At 56.0% G+C, this 15893-nt stretch carries 15 protein-coding genes; 14 read left to right on the top strand and 1 reads right to left on the bottom strand.

Features of this window, described 5'->3' with window-relative positions; translation table 11 throughout:
* Positions 1-13 precede the first annotated feature (13 nt).
* The 14 genes from HKX44_RS06235 (at position 14) to HKX44_RS06170 (ending at position 14141) form a co-directional block, all read left to right on the top strand.
* Complete coding sequence (locus HKX44_RS06235; protein WP_276150408.1) at positions 14-415, top strand: DUF5333 domain-containing protein; 402 nt, start codon at positions 14-16, stop codon at positions 413-415.
* Between the two features lie 4 nt (positions 416-419).
* Complete coding sequence (nuoG, locus tag HKX44_RS06230; RefSeq protein WP_276150407.1) at positions 420-2435, top strand: NADH-quinone oxidoreductase subunit NuoG; 2016 nt, start codon at positions 420-422, stop codon at positions 2433-2435.
* Between the two features lie 5 nt (positions 2436-2440).
* On the top strand, positions 2441-2827 hold the full coding sequence (locus tag HKX44_RS06225) for a hypothetical protein (RefSeq protein WP_276150823.1): 387 nt from the start codon (positions 2441-2443) through the stop codon (positions 2825-2827).
* A gap of 6 nt (positions 2828-2833) precedes the next feature.
* On the top strand, positions 2834-3868 hold the full coding sequence (nuoH, locus tag HKX44_RS06220; RefSeq protein WP_276150406.1) for an NADH-quinone oxidoreductase subunit NuoH: 1035 nt from the start codon (positions 2834-2836) through the stop codon (positions 3866-3868).
* Between the two features lie 7 nt (positions 3869-3875).
* Complete coding sequence (gene nuoI / locus HKX44_RS06215; protein ID WP_025045074.1) at positions 3876-4370, top strand: NADH-quinone oxidoreductase subunit NuoI; 495 nt, start codon at positions 3876-3878, stop codon at positions 4368-4370.
* On the top strand, positions 4367-4798 hold the full coding sequence (locus HKX44_RS06210; RefSeq protein ID WP_276150405.1) for a carboxymuconolactone decarboxylase family protein: 432 nt from the start codon (positions 4367-4369) through the stop codon (positions 4796-4798). The genes nuoI and HKX44_RS06210 overlap by 4 nt, the downstream gene beginning before the upstream one ends.
* A complete protein-coding gene (locus tag HKX44_RS06205) occupies positions 4795-5397 on the top strand; it encodes an NADH-quinone oxidoreductase subunit J (RefSeq protein ID WP_276150404.1) in 603 nt (200 codons plus the stop codon). Before HKX44_RS06210 ends, HKX44_RS06205 begins: the two co-directional genes overlap by 4 nt.
* A 74-nt stretch (positions 5398-5471) precedes the next feature.
* Positions 5472-5777: an NADH-quinone oxidoreductase subunit NuoK gene (gene nuoK, locus HKX44_RS06200; RefSeq protein WP_025062630.1), complete on the top strand. Its 306-nt coding sequence runs from the start codon at positions 5472-5474 to the stop codon at positions 5775-5777.
* Positions 5778-5781: 4 nt separating this feature from the next.
* Positions 5782-7881, top strand: coding sequence for an NADH-quinone oxidoreductase subunit L (gene nuoL / locus HKX44_RS06195; protein WP_276150403.1), 2100 nt, complete (start codon positions 5782-5784; stop codon positions 7879-7881).
* Complete coding sequence (locus HKX44_RS06190; RefSeq protein ID WP_276150402.1) at positions 7881-9443, top strand: NADH-quinone oxidoreductase subunit M; 1563 nt, start codon at positions 7881-7883, stop codon at positions 9441-9443. Before nuoL ends, HKX44_RS06190 begins: the two co-directional genes overlap by 1 nt.
* Before the next feature lie 11 nt (positions 9444-9454).
* The gene (gene nuoN, locus HKX44_RS06185) at positions 9455-10897 is read left to right on the top strand and encodes an NADH-quinone oxidoreductase subunit NuoN (protein ID WP_276150401.1); all 1443 of its coding nucleotides are present in this window, start codon (positions 9455-9457) and stop codon (positions 10895-10897) included.
* A gap of 49 nt (positions 10898-10946) precedes the next feature.
* Positions 10947-11681, top strand: coding sequence for a biotin--[acetyl-CoA-carboxylase] ligase (locus HKX44_RS06180; protein ID WP_276150400.1), 735 nt, complete (start codon positions 10947-10949; stop codon positions 11679-11681).
* 13 nt (positions 11682-11694) lie between these two features.
* Positions 11695-12471, top strand: a complete 777-nt coding sequence (locus HKX44_RS06175) for a type III pantothenate kinase (protein WP_276150399.1) — start codon at positions 11695-11697, stop codon at positions 12469-12471.
* Positions 12471-14141, top strand: coding sequence for a ribonuclease J (locus HKX44_RS06170; RefSeq protein ID WP_276150398.1), 1671 nt, complete (start codon positions 12471-12473; stop codon positions 14139-14141). Before HKX44_RS06175 ends, HKX44_RS06170 begins: the two co-directional genes overlap by 1 nt.
* A gap of 86 nt (positions 14142-14227) precedes the next feature.
* On the opposite strand, the gene HKX44_RS06165 is transcribed toward HKX44_RS06170, so the two are convergent.
* On the bottom strand, positions 14228-15802 hold the full coding sequence (locus HKX44_RS06165; protein ID WP_276150397.1) for a DEAD/DEAH box helicase: 1575 nt from the start codon (positions 15800-15802) through the stop codon (positions 14228-14230).
* Positions 15803-15893 lie beyond the last annotated feature (91 nt).

Genomic DNA, 15893 nt, shown 5'->3' with positions numbered 1-15893 from the left:
GAGGAACTAAGTGATGAAAATTCTGGTTGCAGCATTTCTGGGCGCAAGCCTGCTGGCCGTTCCGGCCATTGCCAAACCGCCCCTTCGGGAGGTCGCCGCCATTGACGATGCCTTGTTTGATCTAGGTATCGCCGACCGTATCCGTAAGAATTGCCCAGTGATCAGCGCCCGGATGTTCCGGGCCATCGGGTATGTCCGAAATTTGGAGAAAAAAGCCCGCGACATGGGGTATACTCAGGCAGAGATTGAAGCCTATACGGACAGTGATGTCGAAAAGGACCGGCTGCGCGCAAAAGCGGCTGAATTTTTCCGCGCACGGGGGGTCGATACTTCTGACCCGCAAAGCTATTGTGCGTTAGGACAGCAAGAGATTCAAAAATCGAGCCGGATCGGTTCGTTACTAAGAGCAAAGTGAACCAATGAGCGACCTGCGCAAGATCATCATCGACGGTAAAGAAGTTGAAACTGAGGGGGCGATGACGCTCATTCAGGCGTGTGAGCAAGCGGGGGTCGAAATTCCGCGTTTCTGTTACCACGAACGCCTGTCGATTGCGGGCAACTGCCGCATGTGTCTGGTCGAGGTTGTCGGTGGGCCGCCAAAACCCGCAGCCTCCTGTGCGATGCAGGTCAAGGATTTGCGCCCCGGTCCCGAAGGTCAGCCGCCGGTTGTAAAGACCAATTCACCTATGGTGAAAAAGGCCCGCGAAGGGGTGATGGAATTCCTGTTGATCAACCATCCGCTGGATTGCCCGATTTGCGATCAGGGCGGCGAATGTGACTTGCAGGATCAGGCGATGGCATACGGTGTCGACTTCAGCCGTTATCGCGAGCCGAAGCGGGCGACCGAAGATCTTGATCTGGGTCCTTTGGTTGAAACCCATATGACGCGCTGTATCTCCTGCACGCGTTGCGTCCGTTTTACCACCGAAGTGGCTGGCCTGCATATGATGGGTCAGACGGGGCGTGGCGAAGATGCCGAGATTACGTCCTATCTGGGTCAGACACTTGATTCGAACTTGCAGGGCAACATCATTGACCTGTGTCCGGTTGGCGCGCTGGTCAGTAAACCATATGCCTTTACCGCGCGGCCTTGGGAATTGACCAAGACCGAATCCATCGACGTGATGGATGCACTGGGGTCCAACATCCGTGTGGATACCAAAGGTCGTGAAGTGATGCGGATTCTGCCGCGCAACCATGACGGCGTGAATGAGGAATGGATTTCCGACAAAACCCGCTTCGTCTGGGACGGTCTGCGTCGCCAGCGTCTGGACACACCTTATATTCGTGAAAACGGTAAACTGCGCAAAGCGGACTGGCCCGAAGCGCTGGCGGCTGCGGCTGCGGCGATGAAGGGCAAGAAAGTCGGCGGTCTGGTCGGTGATCTGGCCTCTGCGGAAGCGGCCTATGCGCTGAAGGCGTTGATCGAGGGGCAGGGCGGTTCTGTTGAATGCCGCACCGATGGTGCGAAACTGCCCGCCGGTAACCGCTCTGGCTATGTTGGGACGGCGACGGTTGAAGATCTGGACAATGCACAGGCGATCATGCTGATTGGCGCGAATCCTGCGGTCGAAGCGCCGGTGTTGAACGCACGCATTCGCAAAGCCTGGACCAAAGGCTGCGGTATTGGCGTGGTCGGTCCTAAAGCTGACCTGACTTATGAAACCATGCACATCAGCGATGATCCGGCGATGATGACAGAACTATTGTCGCGGGATCATTCCGAGGTGCAGGACAAGCCGTCTGTGATTATCATCGGGCAGGCGGCCCTGTGCCGTGAGGATGGCGCGGCGATCCTGGCCGAAGCGATGGCACTGGCCGAATCGACCAAATCCACCTTCATGGTGCTGCATACGGCAGCGGGCCGTGTTGGCGCGATGGATGTCGGCGCAACAAGCGAAAATGGCATTACCGATGTGCTGGCGGCAGAGGTTATCTATAACCTTGGTGCCGACGAGGGTGACATTCCTGCCGGACCATTTGTGATTTATCAAGGTTCGCACGGGGATCGTGGCGCACATCGCGCGGATATCATTCTGCCCGGTGCCGCCTATACCGAAGAGGCCGGTCTTTTTGTGAATACTGAAGGACGCCCACAATTGGCCGCGCGGGCAAGTTTTGCACCGGGGCAGGCCAAGGAAAACTGGGCAATCCTGCGGGCCCTGTCTGCGGAACTGGAGGTGACACTGCCGTTCGATTCCCTTGCCGATTTGCGCAAGGCCTTGGTCAAGGATGTACCGCATCTTGGGCAGGTTGACGTGGTGGCGCAAAACGATTGGCAGCCCCTTGCACGTGGCAAGGTTGGCTCTGATCCTTTCGTGCCGGCGATTGCCGATTTCTATCTTAGCAACCCGATTGCACGGGCCAGCCAGCTGATGGCCGAGCTATCCGCCAATGCGGCGGCGCGGGCTGCGGCACCTTTGGCAGCCGAGTGAGAACGATGGCAGCCTTTGCCCTCTCAACGGCCGCAATGGGGCTGGCTGGTTGCGCGCCGCAAGCGCCGCTTGCATCGGATTTTATCCCTGAATATAGGGGCGTAGAAACCGCGCTTCTGGATGGGGATCTGGTGCAATTCAATGTTGCAATGACCAAAGCACAAAGCGGTCAGGACGTGGCTGACTATGCGGAATGTGCGGCGGCGCAATACACGCTTATCCGTGGATACGGATTTGCACGACATGTGCGCACAAATGTGGCGCAAGAGGCTGGCCTTTGGCGGGGCGATGCTGTTTATACGATCTCGCCGAGCTTGCCACGTGGCATAAAGACAATCGATGCCGAAGTGACCGTTGCACATTGCGTCGAAAAGGGCATTCCGAGGGTATGACAAACAATGGTTGAATTCTTTACACAAACCGGCCTCGGCATGGGGCTTTTGTTGGTCGGGCAGGTGTTGCTGTTGGTGGTGCCTTTGCTGCTGGCATTGGCGTTTCTGATGTATGCAGACCGCAAGATCTGGGCCGCTGTTATGATGCGGCGCGGCCCCAACGTGGTTGGCGTATTTGGCCTGCTACAGTCCTTTGCGGACTTCCTGAAATATATCGTTAAAGAGGTCGTCGTGCCCGCCGGTGCCGACCGCGCGGTGTTCTTCCTGGCCCCGATGATTTCTTTCGTCATGGCAATGATTGCATGGGCGGTTATCCCGTTTAATGAAAACTGGATTCTCGCCGATATCAATGTCGCAATCCTCTATGTCTTCGCGATTTCCTCGCTTGAAGTATATGGTGTGATCATGGGCGGTTGGGCATCCAACTCGAAATACCCGTTCCTTGGCTCGCTGCGCTCTGCGGCGCAGATGATCTCTTACGAGGTCTCAATTGGTTTGATCATCATCGGTGTGATTATCTCAACGGGGTCGATGAACTTTGGCGCGATCGTTCAGGCACAAGAGGGCGGTGGCGGTCTGCTACACTGGTACTTCCTGCCGCATTTCCCGATGCTGATCCTGTTCTTTATCAGCGCCTTGGCTGAAACCAACCGTCCGCCGTTCGATTTGCCAGAGGCGGAATCAGAACTGGTTGCCGGCTATCAGGTTGAATATTCATCCACGCCGTTTCTGTTGTTCATGATCGGTGAATTGGTTGCAGTTGTGCTGATGTGTGCGCTGGTGTCGCTCCTGTTCCTTGGTGGTTGGCTGTCACCTGTGGCGTTCCTGCCGGATGGCTTCTTCTGGATGTTCATCAAGATGTTGGGCGTGTTCTTTGTCTTCTCAATGGTGAAGGCAATCACCCCGCGCTACCGATATGACCAACTGATGCGTCTGGGGTGGAAAGTCTTCCTGCCGTTCTCATTGTTCTGGGTGGTGTTTGTGGCCTTCGCGGCGAAATTCGAATGGTTCTGGGGCATCTACGCCCGCTGGCCGATGTGAGGATGATATGAGTCAAACCGATTTTTCCCGCAAAGCCGGATATTTCCTGCTCACTGACTATGTCAAAGGCTTCATGCTGGGCATGCGTTACTTCTTCGCGCCCAAGGTCACGCTGAACTATCCCCACGAAAAAGGGCCGCTGAGCCCGCGTTTTCGCGGTGAACATGCGCTGCGTCGCTATCCCAACGGGGAGGAGCGCTGTATTGCCTGTAAACTGTGTGAAGCCGTGTGTCCTGCGCAGGCCATCACAATTGATGCCGAGCCGCGGGATGACGGCAGCCGTCGCACAACACGTTACGACATCGACATGACCAAATGCATCTACTGCGGTTTCTGCCAAGAAGCTTGTCCCGTGGATGCGATTGTCGAAGGGCCGAATTTCGAGTTCTCGACCGAGACGCGCGAAGAGCTGTATTATGACAAGGACAAGTTGCTGGACAACGGTGCCCGCTGGGAAGCCGAGATTGCCCGCAACCTCGAAATGGATGCACCTTACCGATGAGCGATCCGAGCAACCCCTTTGAAGCGATGATGAAGCAGGCGCAGGAAATGGCGAAAGCCGTGCCTGCGATGGATGCTTTTTCGCCGAAGGTGTTCGAAGCCATGATGGGCACGATGCCAAAGGACATGATGGAAATGATGTTCGGCAACGGTCTGAATGCTGGTGGTCTGGACGCGCGGACGCGACTGTTGCTAACGCTGGCCGGTCTGACAATGCAGGGCGCACAAAATGATGTTGCAGTCCGTCAAACAGTGCGCCATGCGATCGAGGCAGGGGCCACACGACAGCATGTAACTGAAACAATTGCACAAATGTCTGTCTTTGCCGGTCTGCCGGCGATGACCCGTGCGACGGAGCTGGCCAATCAGGCCATGGACGAGAAAGAAAACGACATGAAGGGCGACGACATGAAGGGCAGCGGAGCATGATTGTTTTTGCATTTTACCTGTTTTCGATTTGCGTAATTACCGGGGGGCTGTTCACCGTGGTCAGCCGTAACCCAGTGCATTCCGTATTGTGGCTGATCCTCGCATTCCTGTCTTCGGCAGGTCTGTTCGTGCTGTTGGGTGCGGAATTCGTGGCGATGTTGTTGATCATTGTCTACGTCGGCGCGGTGGCCGTGTTGTTCCTGTTTGTGGTGATGATGCTGGATGTCGACTTTGCCGAACTGAAGGCAGAGATGGCCAAATACATGCCGCTGGCCTTGCTGATCGGGATGATCATTCTGATGCAGTTCGTGATGGCCTTTGGCGCATGGGAAACCAATGCCGCGGCCGAAGGATTGCGCACGCAGGTCACTGATCTTGATGTGCAAAACACTGCGGCTTTAGGTCTGATCCTGTATGATGACTATTTCCTGATCTTCCAACTGGCGGGCATGATCCTGCTGGTGGCGATGATCGGTGCGATTGTCTTGACCCTGCGCCATCGTGTGGATGTCAAACGTCAGGATGTCGTCGCGCAGATGATGCGTGATCCGGCCAAGACGATGGAACTGAAAGATGTGAAGCCTGGGCAAGGGCTTTGAGGGACCTGGAATTTTTAAAAATTCCTACCGTTTTCTTTTGAAGAAAACGAATAACGACGGAAAGACAGTGAACGATGATCGGACTTGAACATTACCTGACAGTGGCGGCAACGCTATTTGTCATCGGCATCTTCGGGCTATTCCTAAACCGGAAGAACGTGATCATTCTGTTGATGAGCATCGAATTGATGCTTTTGGCGGTGAATATCAATCTGGTCGCTTTCTCCAGTTTCCTTGGGGATATGGTGGGGCAGGTTTTCACACTGTTCGTGCTGACCGTTGCAGCGGCAGAGGCCGCGATCGGTCTTGCCATCCTTGTTTGTTTCTTCCGCAACCGTGGCACTATCGCGGTTGAAGATGTCAATGTGATGAAGGGCTAACCACATGGAAACCATCATCCTTTTCGCACCCCTTGTCGGGGCCATCGTTGCCGGCTTCGGTTGGAAGATCATCGGCGAGGCGACAGCCCAGTGGTTGACCACCGGCTTGTTGTTTCTGGCTGCGGCCCTGTCTTGGGTCGTCTTCCTGACGCTGGAAGGGCCGACCGAACACATCCAGATCTTGCGGTTCATTGAATCCGGAACAATCAGCACGGATTGGTCCATTCGCATGGACCGGCTGACCGCGATCATGTTGATTGTTGTCACCTCGGTTTCGGCGCTCGTGCATCTCTATTCCTTCGGCTACATGGCGCATGACGACAATTTCAACGGCGAAGGCGAAAGCTATCGCGCGCGCTTCTTTGCCTATCTGTCGTTCTTTACTTTTGCGATGCTGATGCTGGTGACGGCGGATAACCTTGTCCAGATGTTCTTTGGCTGGGAAGGTGTGGGCGTTGCCTCCTATCTGCTGATCGGTTTCTATTACAAAAAACCCAGCGCCAATGCGGCTGCGATCAAGGCCTTTGTGGTCAACAGGGTAGGGGATTTCGGCTTTATCCTGGGTATCATGGCGCTGTACTTTATGACGGACAGCATCCGCTTTGATGATATTTTCGCGGCGGCCCCTGATCTGGCCGAGCAAACTATCAGCTTTTTGTGGACCGATTGGAACGCGGCAAACCTGATTGCCTTCCTGTTGTTCATCGGGGCGATGGGTAAATCGGCGCAGTTGTTCCTGCACACTTGGTTGCCTGATGCGATGGAAGGTCCGACACCAGTGTCCGCCCTGATCCACGCGGCCACAATGGTTACGGCGGGCGTCTTCCTTGTGTGTCGTATGTCACCTTTGATGGAATTCGCACCAGAAGCCATGATGTTTGTCACCTTCATCGGTGCAACCACGGCATTCTTTGCCGCAACTGTCGGGCTGGTGCAGACTGATATCAAACGGGTCATCGCCTATTCCACCTGTTCGCAGTTGGGGTATATGTTCGTTGCCGCTGGTGTTGGCATGTATTCAGCAGCGATGTTCCACCTGTTCACCCACGCGTTTTTCAAGGCGATGTTGTTCCTTGGCGCAGGGTCGGTCATCCACGCGATGCACCACGAACAGGACATGCGGAATTATGGCGCGCTGCGCAAAAAGATCCCGTTTACCTTCGCTGCGATGATGATCGGCACCTTGGCGATCACCGGTGTTGGCATTCCATTGACGCATTTCGGCTTTGCCGGTTTCCTGTCCAAGGATGCGATTATTGAAAGCGCTTGGGCCGGTGGTTCTATGTATGGGTTCTGGTTGCTGGTGGTAGCCGCAGCGATGACCAGCTTTTACAGCTGGCGCCTGATCTTCCTTACTTTCTATGGCACCGCGCGCGGCGACAAACATACGCATGAACATGCGCATGAAAGCCCGATGGTGATGCTTGTGCCTCTGGCAGTGCTGGCCGTTGGGGCGATCTTTGCCGGTATGATCTGGTTCAAGCCATTCTTTGGCGATCACAAATATGTCGCGGACTTTTACAACATCCCGCTGGTGGAAATGGCCGAAGGTTCTGACACCCATGCAAGCGGTGCCGAGGACAGCCACGGCAAATCCGATGAAGGGCACGATGCCCACACCGGTCACCATGCGGCCTTTGGCGGCGCGCCGGGTGAGGGGGCTTTGTTCTTTGGTCCTGACAACACGGTATTGGCGGATGCCCATGGCGCGCCCAAGTGGGTCAAGGTTGCACCGTTCATCGCAATGTTGTTCGGCCTGATCATGGCGCTTTGGTTCTACATCTGGAACCCAAGCCTGCCCAAGAGACTGGCCGAGAACCAAAAGCCGCTTTACCTGTTCTTCCTGAACAAATGGTACTTTGACGAGCTGTATAATGTGGTCTTTGTCAAACCCGCCAAAGCGATCGGTCGGTTTTTCTGGAAACGTGGTGATGGCAACGTCATCGACGGTTCACTGAATGGCATCGCCATGGGCATTGTCCCGTTTTTCACACGGCTCGCCGGTAAGGCGCAGTCTGGCTATATCTTCACCTATGCTTTCGCCATGGTGATCGGCATCGCGGTGCTGGTGACATGGATGACGATGTCCGGAGGGGCGCACTAATGGACACCCACTTGCTTTCCATTATCACGTTTTTGCCGGCTCTAGCGGCAGTGATCCTTGCCGTTTTCCTGCGCGGCGATGATGCAGACGCGCAGCGCAATGCCAAATGGCTGGCGCTGATCACCACCACAGCGACTTTTGTGATCTCGCTGTTTGTGTTGTTCGAATTCGACCCGCAAAACCCGGGCTTCCAATTCGTAACTGAGGCAGAGTGGTTGCTGGGCCTGAAATACCGCCTTGGTGTTGATGGGATTTCCATCCTGTTCGTTATGCTGACCACCTTTATGATGCCGCTGGTGATTGCCGCGTCGTGGAATGTCGACAAGCGCGTCAAAGAATACATGATCGCCTTCCTGCTGTTGGAAACGCTGATGCTGGGCGTGTTCATGGCGCTGGACCTGATCCTGTTCTACCTGTTCTTCGAGGCAGGCCTTATCCCGATGTTCCTTATCATTGGCATCTGGGGCGGTGCGAACCGGATTTACGCCAGCTTCAAGTTCTTCCTTTACACCTTCTTCGGGTCGGTTCTGATGTTGGTCGCGATGGTTGCAATGTTTGCAGACGCGGGTACAACCTGCATCGGCGGCTGCGACGTCAGCCTGCTGAACCATCAGTTCGGTTCCGAGAGCTTTAGCTTGCTGGGCATTCAGATTGTCGGCGGTATGCAGACCCTGATGTTCCTCGCCTTCTTTGCCAGCTTCGCGGTTAAAATGCCGATGTGGCCAGTGCATACATGGTTGCCCGATGCCCACGTACAGGCGCCAACAGCGGGGTCTGTTGTCCTTGCGGCTATCCTGCTGAAAATGGGCGGCTATGGCTTCTTGCGCTTTTCGCTGCCGATGTTCCCGGTAGGGTCGGATGTCATGGCACCGATGGTGTTGTGGATGTCGGCGATTGCCATTGTCTATACCTCGCTGGTTGCACTGGTGCAGGAAGACATGAAAAAGTTGATTGCCTATTCATCGGTTGCACATATGGGTTTCGTGACCATGGGTATCTTTGCGGCAAATCAGCAGGGCATTGACGGGGCAATTTTCCAGATGATCAGCCACGGGTTTATCTCTGGTGCGTTGTTCCTTGCGGTGGGCGTGATCTATGACCGGATGCATACCCGCGAGATCGACGCTTATGGCGGTTTGGTTAACCGGATGCCGGTCTACGCGCTGATTTTCCTGTTCTTCACCATGGCCAATGTCGGCCTGCCGGGAACCTCTGGTTTTGTCGGTGAATTCCTGACGCTGGTTGCGGTCTTCCAGGTGAACACATGGGTCGCCGCCGTTGCTGCAACCGGTGTGATCTTCTCGGCGGCCTATGCTTTGTGGCTCTATCGCCGCGTCGTCATGGGCGAGCTGATTAAGGAAAGCCTGAAAGGCATCAAGGACATGAGTGCGCGCGAAAAATGGATTGTTGCGCCGCTGGTTGTGATGACCCTGCTTCTGGGCGTCTACCCGGCGCTGGTGCTTGATATGATCGGCCCCTCTGTAACAGCTCTGGTCGAAAACTACGCAAGCGCGGTGGAGGCGGCTGACACCGCCATTCAGTCCGCCGCTGCTTCACACTAAGGATAGATGCGATGATTACCGCAGACCTGAACGTCATTCTGCCCGAAATCCTGTTGTCTGCCTTTGCGCTGGCTGGGTTGCTGGTGGCTGTCTACACTACAAAGGACAAGGTCGGCGGAATGCTGGTCTGGGCCACGGCCCTTGTGTTTGTCTTGCTGGCGACATGGATCGGCAGCACAGGTGAGGGGACGCAGATCGCGTTCAATGGCATGTTTGTGCAGGACGGCTTTGCCCGGTTTGCAAAGGTGACCATCCTGTTGTCCGCAGCGGCGGTTCTGGTGATGTCCGAAAGCTATATGCGGACCCGTGGTTTGCTGCGCTTTGAATACCCCATTCTGGTGGCGCTTAGCGCGGTTGGGATGATGATGATGGTGTCGGCAGGGGATCTGATGGCGCTTTACATGGGGTTGGAGCTGCAATCGCTGGCGCTTTATGTTGTGGCTTCGCTGCGCCGCGACTCTGTGCGCTCGACCGAGGCGGGCCTGAAGTATTTTGTGCTGGGGGCGCTGTCCTCTGGTCTGTTGCTGTATGGCGCGTCGCTGGTCTACGGCTACGCAGGCACCACGTTGTTCTCGGGCATTATCACCACGGCGCAAGCTGGCGAAACCTCCATCGGTATGTTGCTGGGTATTGTGTTCCTGATTTCAGGTCTGGCGTTCAAGGTATCCGCCGTGCCGTTCCACATGTGGACACCAGATGTTTATGAAGGTTCGCCCACACCGGTCACGGCATTCTTTGCCACGGCCCCGAAGGTTGCAGCGATGGCGCTGTTTGCCCGTGTGATGCATGACGCCTTTGGCAATGCGGTCAGCGACTGGAGCCAGATTGTTGCGCTTCTTTCCTTGCTGTCGATGTTTCTGGGCGCGGTTGCCGCGATTGGCCAGACCAATATCAAACGCCTGATGGCATTCTCTTCCATCGCCCATATGGGGTATGCTCTGATGGGGCTGGCGGCAGGCACGGCCTTTGGGGTGCAGGCAATGCTGGTCTATATGGCCATCTATGTAACGATGAACGTCGGGACATTTGCCTTTATTCTGATGATGCAGAAAGACGGTGCGCCTGTGACGGACATCAGTGCGCTGAACATGTATGCCAAAAGCCACCCGGGCCGCGCCATGTCGATGCTGGTTCTGTTGTTCTCACTGGCTGGCGTGCCGCCGATGTTGGGCTTCTTTGGCAAGTTCTACGTGCTGCGTGCCGCCTATGATGCCGGGCTTGCATGGTTGGCTATTGCCGGTGTGATCGCCTCGGTGATCGGTGCATATTACTATATTCGGATCGTGTTCTATATGTACTTCGGTGAAGAGCAGAGCGAGCAGCTTGACCAGTCTTCCGGTCGTATCCTGCCTGTGTTCCTTACGGTGTCTGCCCTGATCATGGTCTTGGGTATCATCAACATGTTTGGCGTCGAAGCCGCCGCATTGGAAGCAGCCGGCGCGCTGGTGAATTGAGCGGGCTGCGGCCGATCTTCGGTATGAATGACCTCTGGGTTCGGTCGCGATGAGCGACTGGCCGGAGGGATATTCCCGCCATGTGCTGGATGTGGTTGACAGTACCCTCGCCGAAGCGGCGCGGATGCTGCCGACACTATCGGGCCCGACGTGGATCCTTGCACTCGAACAAACAGCCGCACGTGGACGCCGCGGGCGGGCATGGGCCACCCCCAGAGGGAACTTTGCCGGCACATTGGTGATGCGGCGCGTCGAGACACCAGCAGTCGCGGCGCTGCGCTCCTTTGCTACCTCGCTTGCCCTATATCGCACCTTTGTCGCGGTGACGGGGATGGCCGATGCGTTTTCTCTGAAATGGCCCAATGACGTGTTGCTGTACGGCGGCAAGGTGGCAGGGATTTTGCTGGAAAGCGTTGGTGAGCATCTGGTCACCGGTATTGGCGTCAATCTTGCACATGCCCCAGATCCCGATCAGGTCGAGGCGCGGGCGCTCAAACCAATGAGCCTTGCCCGTGACCTTGACATTGAGGTCGCCCCTGAGGTTTTTCTGGATGTACTCGCAGGCGAATACGCACTTTTGGATGTACAGTTTCGCACCCATGGTTTCGCCCCGATCCGCCGCGCATGGTTGGACCACGCGGCGAAATTGGGCGAGGTGATCACCGCTCGTACGATGCGCGACGAGACCGTAGGCACTTTTGACGGGATCGACGAGAGCGGCAACCTGATCCTGCAAACATCCAAGGGTGCGGTGCTGATTGCAGCCGCGGACGTGTTTTTCTAAACGGAGTTTTGTAATGCTTTTGGCGATTGATTGCGGCAATACCAATACGGTTTTTTCGATCTACGACGGGTCTGAATTCATTGCCACATGGCGCACGGCAACCGATTGGAAGCGCACAGCGGATCAATACTATGTCTGGCTGGTGTCCCTGATGCGATTTGAAGAGGTTACCGCTGATATTACCGATGTCATCATTTCATCTACGGTCCCGCGTGTGGTGTTTAACCTGCGGGTTTTTGCGGACAGATATTTCAACACCCGACCTATGGTGGTGGGCAAGGCGGGATGTACCTTGCCTGTCGATGTGCGGGTCGATGAAGGAACCGCCGTGGGGCCGGATCGTCTGGTGAATACTGTCGCCGGGAATGACCTGTTTGGCGGTGATCTGATTGTGGTCGACTTTGGCACTGCAACCACCTTTGATGTGGTGGACACGGATGGGGCCTATGTTGGTGGCGTGATTGCGCCGGGAGTAAACCTGTCGCTTGAGGCGCTGCACAATGCGGCGGCGGCCTTGCCCCATGTCGATATCAGCCAACCGCAACGTATCGTTGGCACCAACACTGTTGCCTGTATGCAATCCGGTGTTTTCTGGGGTTACGTCGGACTGGTTCGTGAGATATGTGCGCAGATAAAGGCGGAACGTGGCCGCGAGATGCGCGTGATTTCCACCGGTGGTCTGGCCCCGCTATTTCAGCAGGCAGTAGACCTGTTTGATGAATTTCGCGATGACCTGACGATGCACGGTTTGACCGTGATATATAAGTATAACAAGGATTTAGCTGACTAATGAGCAGTGAACGATTGATCTATCTGCCCCTCGGTGGGGCAGGTGAGATAGGCATGAATGCCTATGTGTATGGCTACGGTAAGCCGGGCAAGGAGCGTTTGATCGTTGTCGATCTGGGCGTGGCCTTTCCGGATATGGACGGCAGTCCGGGTGTGGATTTGATCATTGCGGACATCGCTTGGCTGCGTGACCGCAAGGATCGCATCGAGGCGGTGTTTGTCACCCATGCCCACGAAGACCACGTAGGCGGCATTGCCCATACCTACGGACAGTTGCAAGCGCCTATCTATGCGCGCAAGTTCACGGCCAATATTGCGGCCCGCAAAATGGACGAACATGGCCATCCCGCAGATGCAATCCATGTGACGTCAGCCTGGCCGCATCAGGTAACGGTTGGCCCATTCACAGTAGGTTTCCTGCCGATTTCCCATTCCATCCCTGAAAGCTCGGCTTTGGTCATCGACACCCCGGAAGGGCGTGTGATCCATTCCGGTGACTTCAAGATCGACCTGACACCGGGTGTGGGCGAAGCCTATGATCCAGAGCTTTGGGCCGAGGTCTGTAAGGATGGCGTCAAGGCACTGGTCTGCGACAGTACAAATGTGTTCTCTCGGAATCCCGGTCGTTCCGAAGCAACGGTTGGCCCGGCGATTGAAGAACTGGTCAGCAGCGCCGAGGGCATGGTTGTTGCGACAACATTCGCCTCTAACGTGGCGCGGGTGAAAACGCTGGCAGTTGCGGCGGACAAGGCGGGGCGTTCGGTTGTCTTGCTTGGACGTGCAATGAAACGCATGGTCGAGGCCTCGCTTGAAACCGGTGTGATGAAGGATTTTCCTCCGGTGGTCAGCCCAGAGGATGCCCGCGGCATTCCACGCGAAAACCTGATGTTGCTGGTGACCGGATCACAGGGCGAACGCCGCGCGGCAAGTGCGCAGCTGGCCCGTGGCAAGTTCCAAGGGATCGAGATGAAGGAAGGGGACATGTTCCTATTTTCCTCCAAGACCATTCCCGGCAACGAAAAAGGTGTGATCCGCATCATCAACCAGTTCTCTGAACGCGGTGTCGATGTGGTGGATGAATCTTCGGGCGGGCATTACCACGTGTCGGGCCATGCCAACCGTCCCGACCTCGAAATTCTGCATGATGTGGTTAAACCACAAATCCTGATCCCGATGCATGGCGAACACCGCCATCTGCGTGAACATGCCAAAATTGCCGACGCTAAAGGCATCAAAGGTGTGCTGGCCGTGAACGGCATGATGATTGATCTGTCCGGCAATACGCCGAAAGTGGCAGAGTATATCGAGACGGGCCGCACCTATATCGACGGTTCGGTGCAGATCGGTGCGCTGGACGGGGTGGTCCGTGATCGTATTCGCATGGCTTTGAACGGGCATGTTACCGTGACGGTGATCCTTGACGATGAGGACGAACCATTGGGCGATCCTTGGGTGGATGCCATGGGCTTGCCAGACACAGGGAAATCCGGTGCATCCTTGGTCGATGTGCTGGAAGAAGACCTGAGCCAGTTTCTGGGACGGTCCAAGGCGGCAACCCTGCGGGATGATACCAAGTTGAACGACGGCTTGAAACGGGTCGTGCGTCAGTCTGCCAATGATGAAATTGGTAAGAAACCAGAGGTAACGGTGGTGGTCAGCCGGTTAAGCTGATCACAGCACAACGCCACAGGGTGAAAACAAGAAAGGCCCCGCAGTGATCTGAGGGGCCTTTCTTGTTTGTTTTGTTCGAGGCCTACCTAGCTTGCTGGCCGGTCGGCAAAGCTCAGTTCGATGAACTCGGGCGTGTGATCGCCAAGACCGACAACCCTGTTGTCGCCCCGATCGTTGTTGCCCCGTCCACCACGGTTGTCGTTACGCCCGCCGCGATTGTCATTGCGCCCACGTGAAGAGGAGGCGTTGTTATTGCGGTTGTTGTCGGAACGGTTTTCCTGAGTGTCGGAACGTGACTTTGACGGCGCTTTGGCGGCGGCTGGTTTTGCCTCGCGCTTGGGCGCTTCCGTCTTGGTGCCTGCGTTTGAGGTATCTTCGACCTGCGGTGCATCTGCTGCCTTGGGGGCATCATCCGTCTTACGGCTACGCGACCTTGTGCGCTTTGGCTTGTCGGTCTTTACCTCAGCATCCTCTGCCGGTTTGGCAGCGTTATTTTCAGGAGCTTTGCCAGCACCAAGCGGGTTTTCCAGACGCGGGATCTGATGCTGCACCAGACGTTCGACGTCTTCGAGGTTCTTTTCGTCGCGTGGCGTGCAGATCATGATTGCGGTGCCATCCCGACCGGCGCGACCGGTCCGGCCAATGCGGTGAACATAGTCTTCGGCGTGACTGGGCACATCGAAGTTATAGACGTGGCTGACAGAAGGCACATCCAGACCGCGCGCAGCCACATCAGAAGCCACCAGAAAACGCAGGTCGCCCTCGCGGAAGCCCTCAAGCGTCTTGGTGCGCTGGCTCTGGTCCAGATCACCATGGATCGGGGCCGCATCATAGCCGTATTTTTTCAACGACTTGGCGACAATATCCACATCCATCTTGCGGTTGCAAAAGATGATGGCATTGCTGCACTTTTCGCCTTCGGCATCAATCAGCGCCCGCAAAACCTTGCGCTTTTCAGACCCTTCACGGTCCTTGCGCGATGCTTTGAACTCAAGAACCCCTTGGGTGATATTCTTGTTTGTCGTGGCCTGACGGGCGACTTCGATCCGCTCAGGGTTGGACAAAAACGTATTGGTGATCCGTTCGATCTCGGGGGCCATCGTGGCTGAAAAGAACAGGGTCTGGCGGGTGAATGGTGTCAGGCCAAAGATGCGTTCGATATCGGGGATGAACCCCATATCCAGCATCCGGTCGGCTTCGTCCACCACCATGATTTTTACATCATTCAGGATCAGTTTGCCGCGTTCGAAATGATCCAGAAGGCGGCCCGGTGTCGCGATCAGAACATCAACCCCCTTGTCGATCAGAATGTCCTGTTCCTTGAACGAAACACCCCCGATCAACAGCGCCTTGGTCAGCTTCACATGCTGCGCATACGTGTCGAAGTTTTCAGCAACCTGCGCGGCCAGTTCCCGTGTCGGGCACAACACCAGAGACCGTGGCATCCGCGCGCGGGCGCGGCCACGGGCCAGCATGGTGATCATTGGAAGGGTGAAACTGGCGGTTTTACCTGTGCCGGTCTGGGCAATGCCAAGGACATCGCGGCCTTCAAGGGCAGGGGGGATCGCACCGGCCTGAATGGGTGTCGGGGATTCGTACCCGGCCTCGTCGATGGCCTTGAGCACTTTGGGGCTGAGCTTTAGATCAGAAAATTTTGTCATATGTGTCCGGTTATTGCGGACGCTGATTTGGCCCGCTGCATCAGTCATATCGGCCTTCTTGGCCCAAGGGCGGCACCTGCCGCGACATGTT

Origin of the sequence: Sulfitobacter sp. M05 (assembly GCF_029285175.1) — a bacterium.
Classification (GTDB): Bacteria; Pseudomonadota; Alphaproteobacteria; order Rhodobacterales; family Rhodobacteraceae; genus Sulfitobacter.
Note: the sequence above shows the minus strand (reverse complement) of the source record. Positions and strands in the feature narration are given on the sequence as shown.

Excerpts from the sequence above, each read along its gene's own strand:
- HKX44_RS06225 (WP_276150823.1), top strand. The coding sequence starts at position 2,441 with ATGGCAGCCTTTGCCCTCTCAACGGCCGCAATGGGGCTGGCTGGTTGC.
- nuoG (WP_276150407.1), top strand. The coding sequence starts at position 420 with ATGAGCGACCTGCGCAAGATCATCATCGACGGTAAAGAAGTTGAAACT.
- nuoH (WP_276150406.1), top strand. The coding sequence starts at position 2,834 with ATGGTTGAATTCTTTACACAAACCGGCCTCGGCATGGGGCTTTTGTTG.
- HKX44_RS06210 (WP_276150405.1), top strand. The coding sequence starts at position 4,367 with ATGAGCGATCCGAGCAACCCCTTTGAAGCGATGATGAAGCAGGCGCAG.
- nuoI (WP_025045074.1), top strand. The coding sequence starts at position 3,876 with ATGAGTCAAACCGATTTTTCCCGCAAAGCCGGATATTTCCTGCTCACT.
- HKX44_RS06205 (WP_276150404.1), top strand. The coding sequence starts at position 4,795 with ATGATTGTTTTTGCATTTTACCTGTTTTCGATTTGCGTAATTACCGGG.
- nuoL (WP_276150403.1), top strand. The coding sequence starts at position 5,782 with ATGGAAACCATCATCCTTTTCGCACCCCTTGTCGGGGCCATCGTTGCC.
- HKX44_RS06235 (WP_276150408.1), top strand. The coding sequence starts at position 14 with ATGAAAATTCTGGTTGCAGCATTTCTGGGCGCAAGCCTGCTGGCCGTT.
- nuoN (WP_276150401.1), top strand. The coding sequence starts at position 9,455 with ATGATTACCGCAGACCTGAACGTCATTCTGCCCGAAATCCTGTTGTCT.
- HKX44_RS06170 (WP_276150398.1), top strand. The coding sequence starts at position 12,471 with ATGAGCAGTGAACGATTGATCTATCTGCCCCTCGGTGGGGCAGGTGAG.
- nuoK (WP_025062630.1), top strand. The coding sequence starts at position 5,472 with ATGATCGGACTTGAACATTACCTGACAGTGGCGGCAACGCTATTTGTC.
- HKX44_RS06175 (WP_276150399.1), top strand. The coding sequence starts at position 11,695 with ATGCTTTTGGCGATTGATTGCGGCAATACCAATACGGTTTTTTCGATC.
- HKX44_RS06180 (WP_276150400.1), top strand. The coding sequence starts at position 10,947 with ATGAGCGACTGGCCGGAGGGATATTCCCGCCATGTGCTGGATGTGGTT.
- HKX44_RS06165 (WP_276150397.1), bottom strand. The coding sequence starts at position 15,802 with ATGACAAAATTTTCTGATCTAAAGCTCAGCCCCAAAGTGCTCAAGGCC.
- HKX44_RS06190 (WP_276150402.1), top strand. The coding sequence starts at position 7,881 with ATGGACACCCACTTGCTTTCCATTATCACGTTTTTGCCGGCTCTAGCG.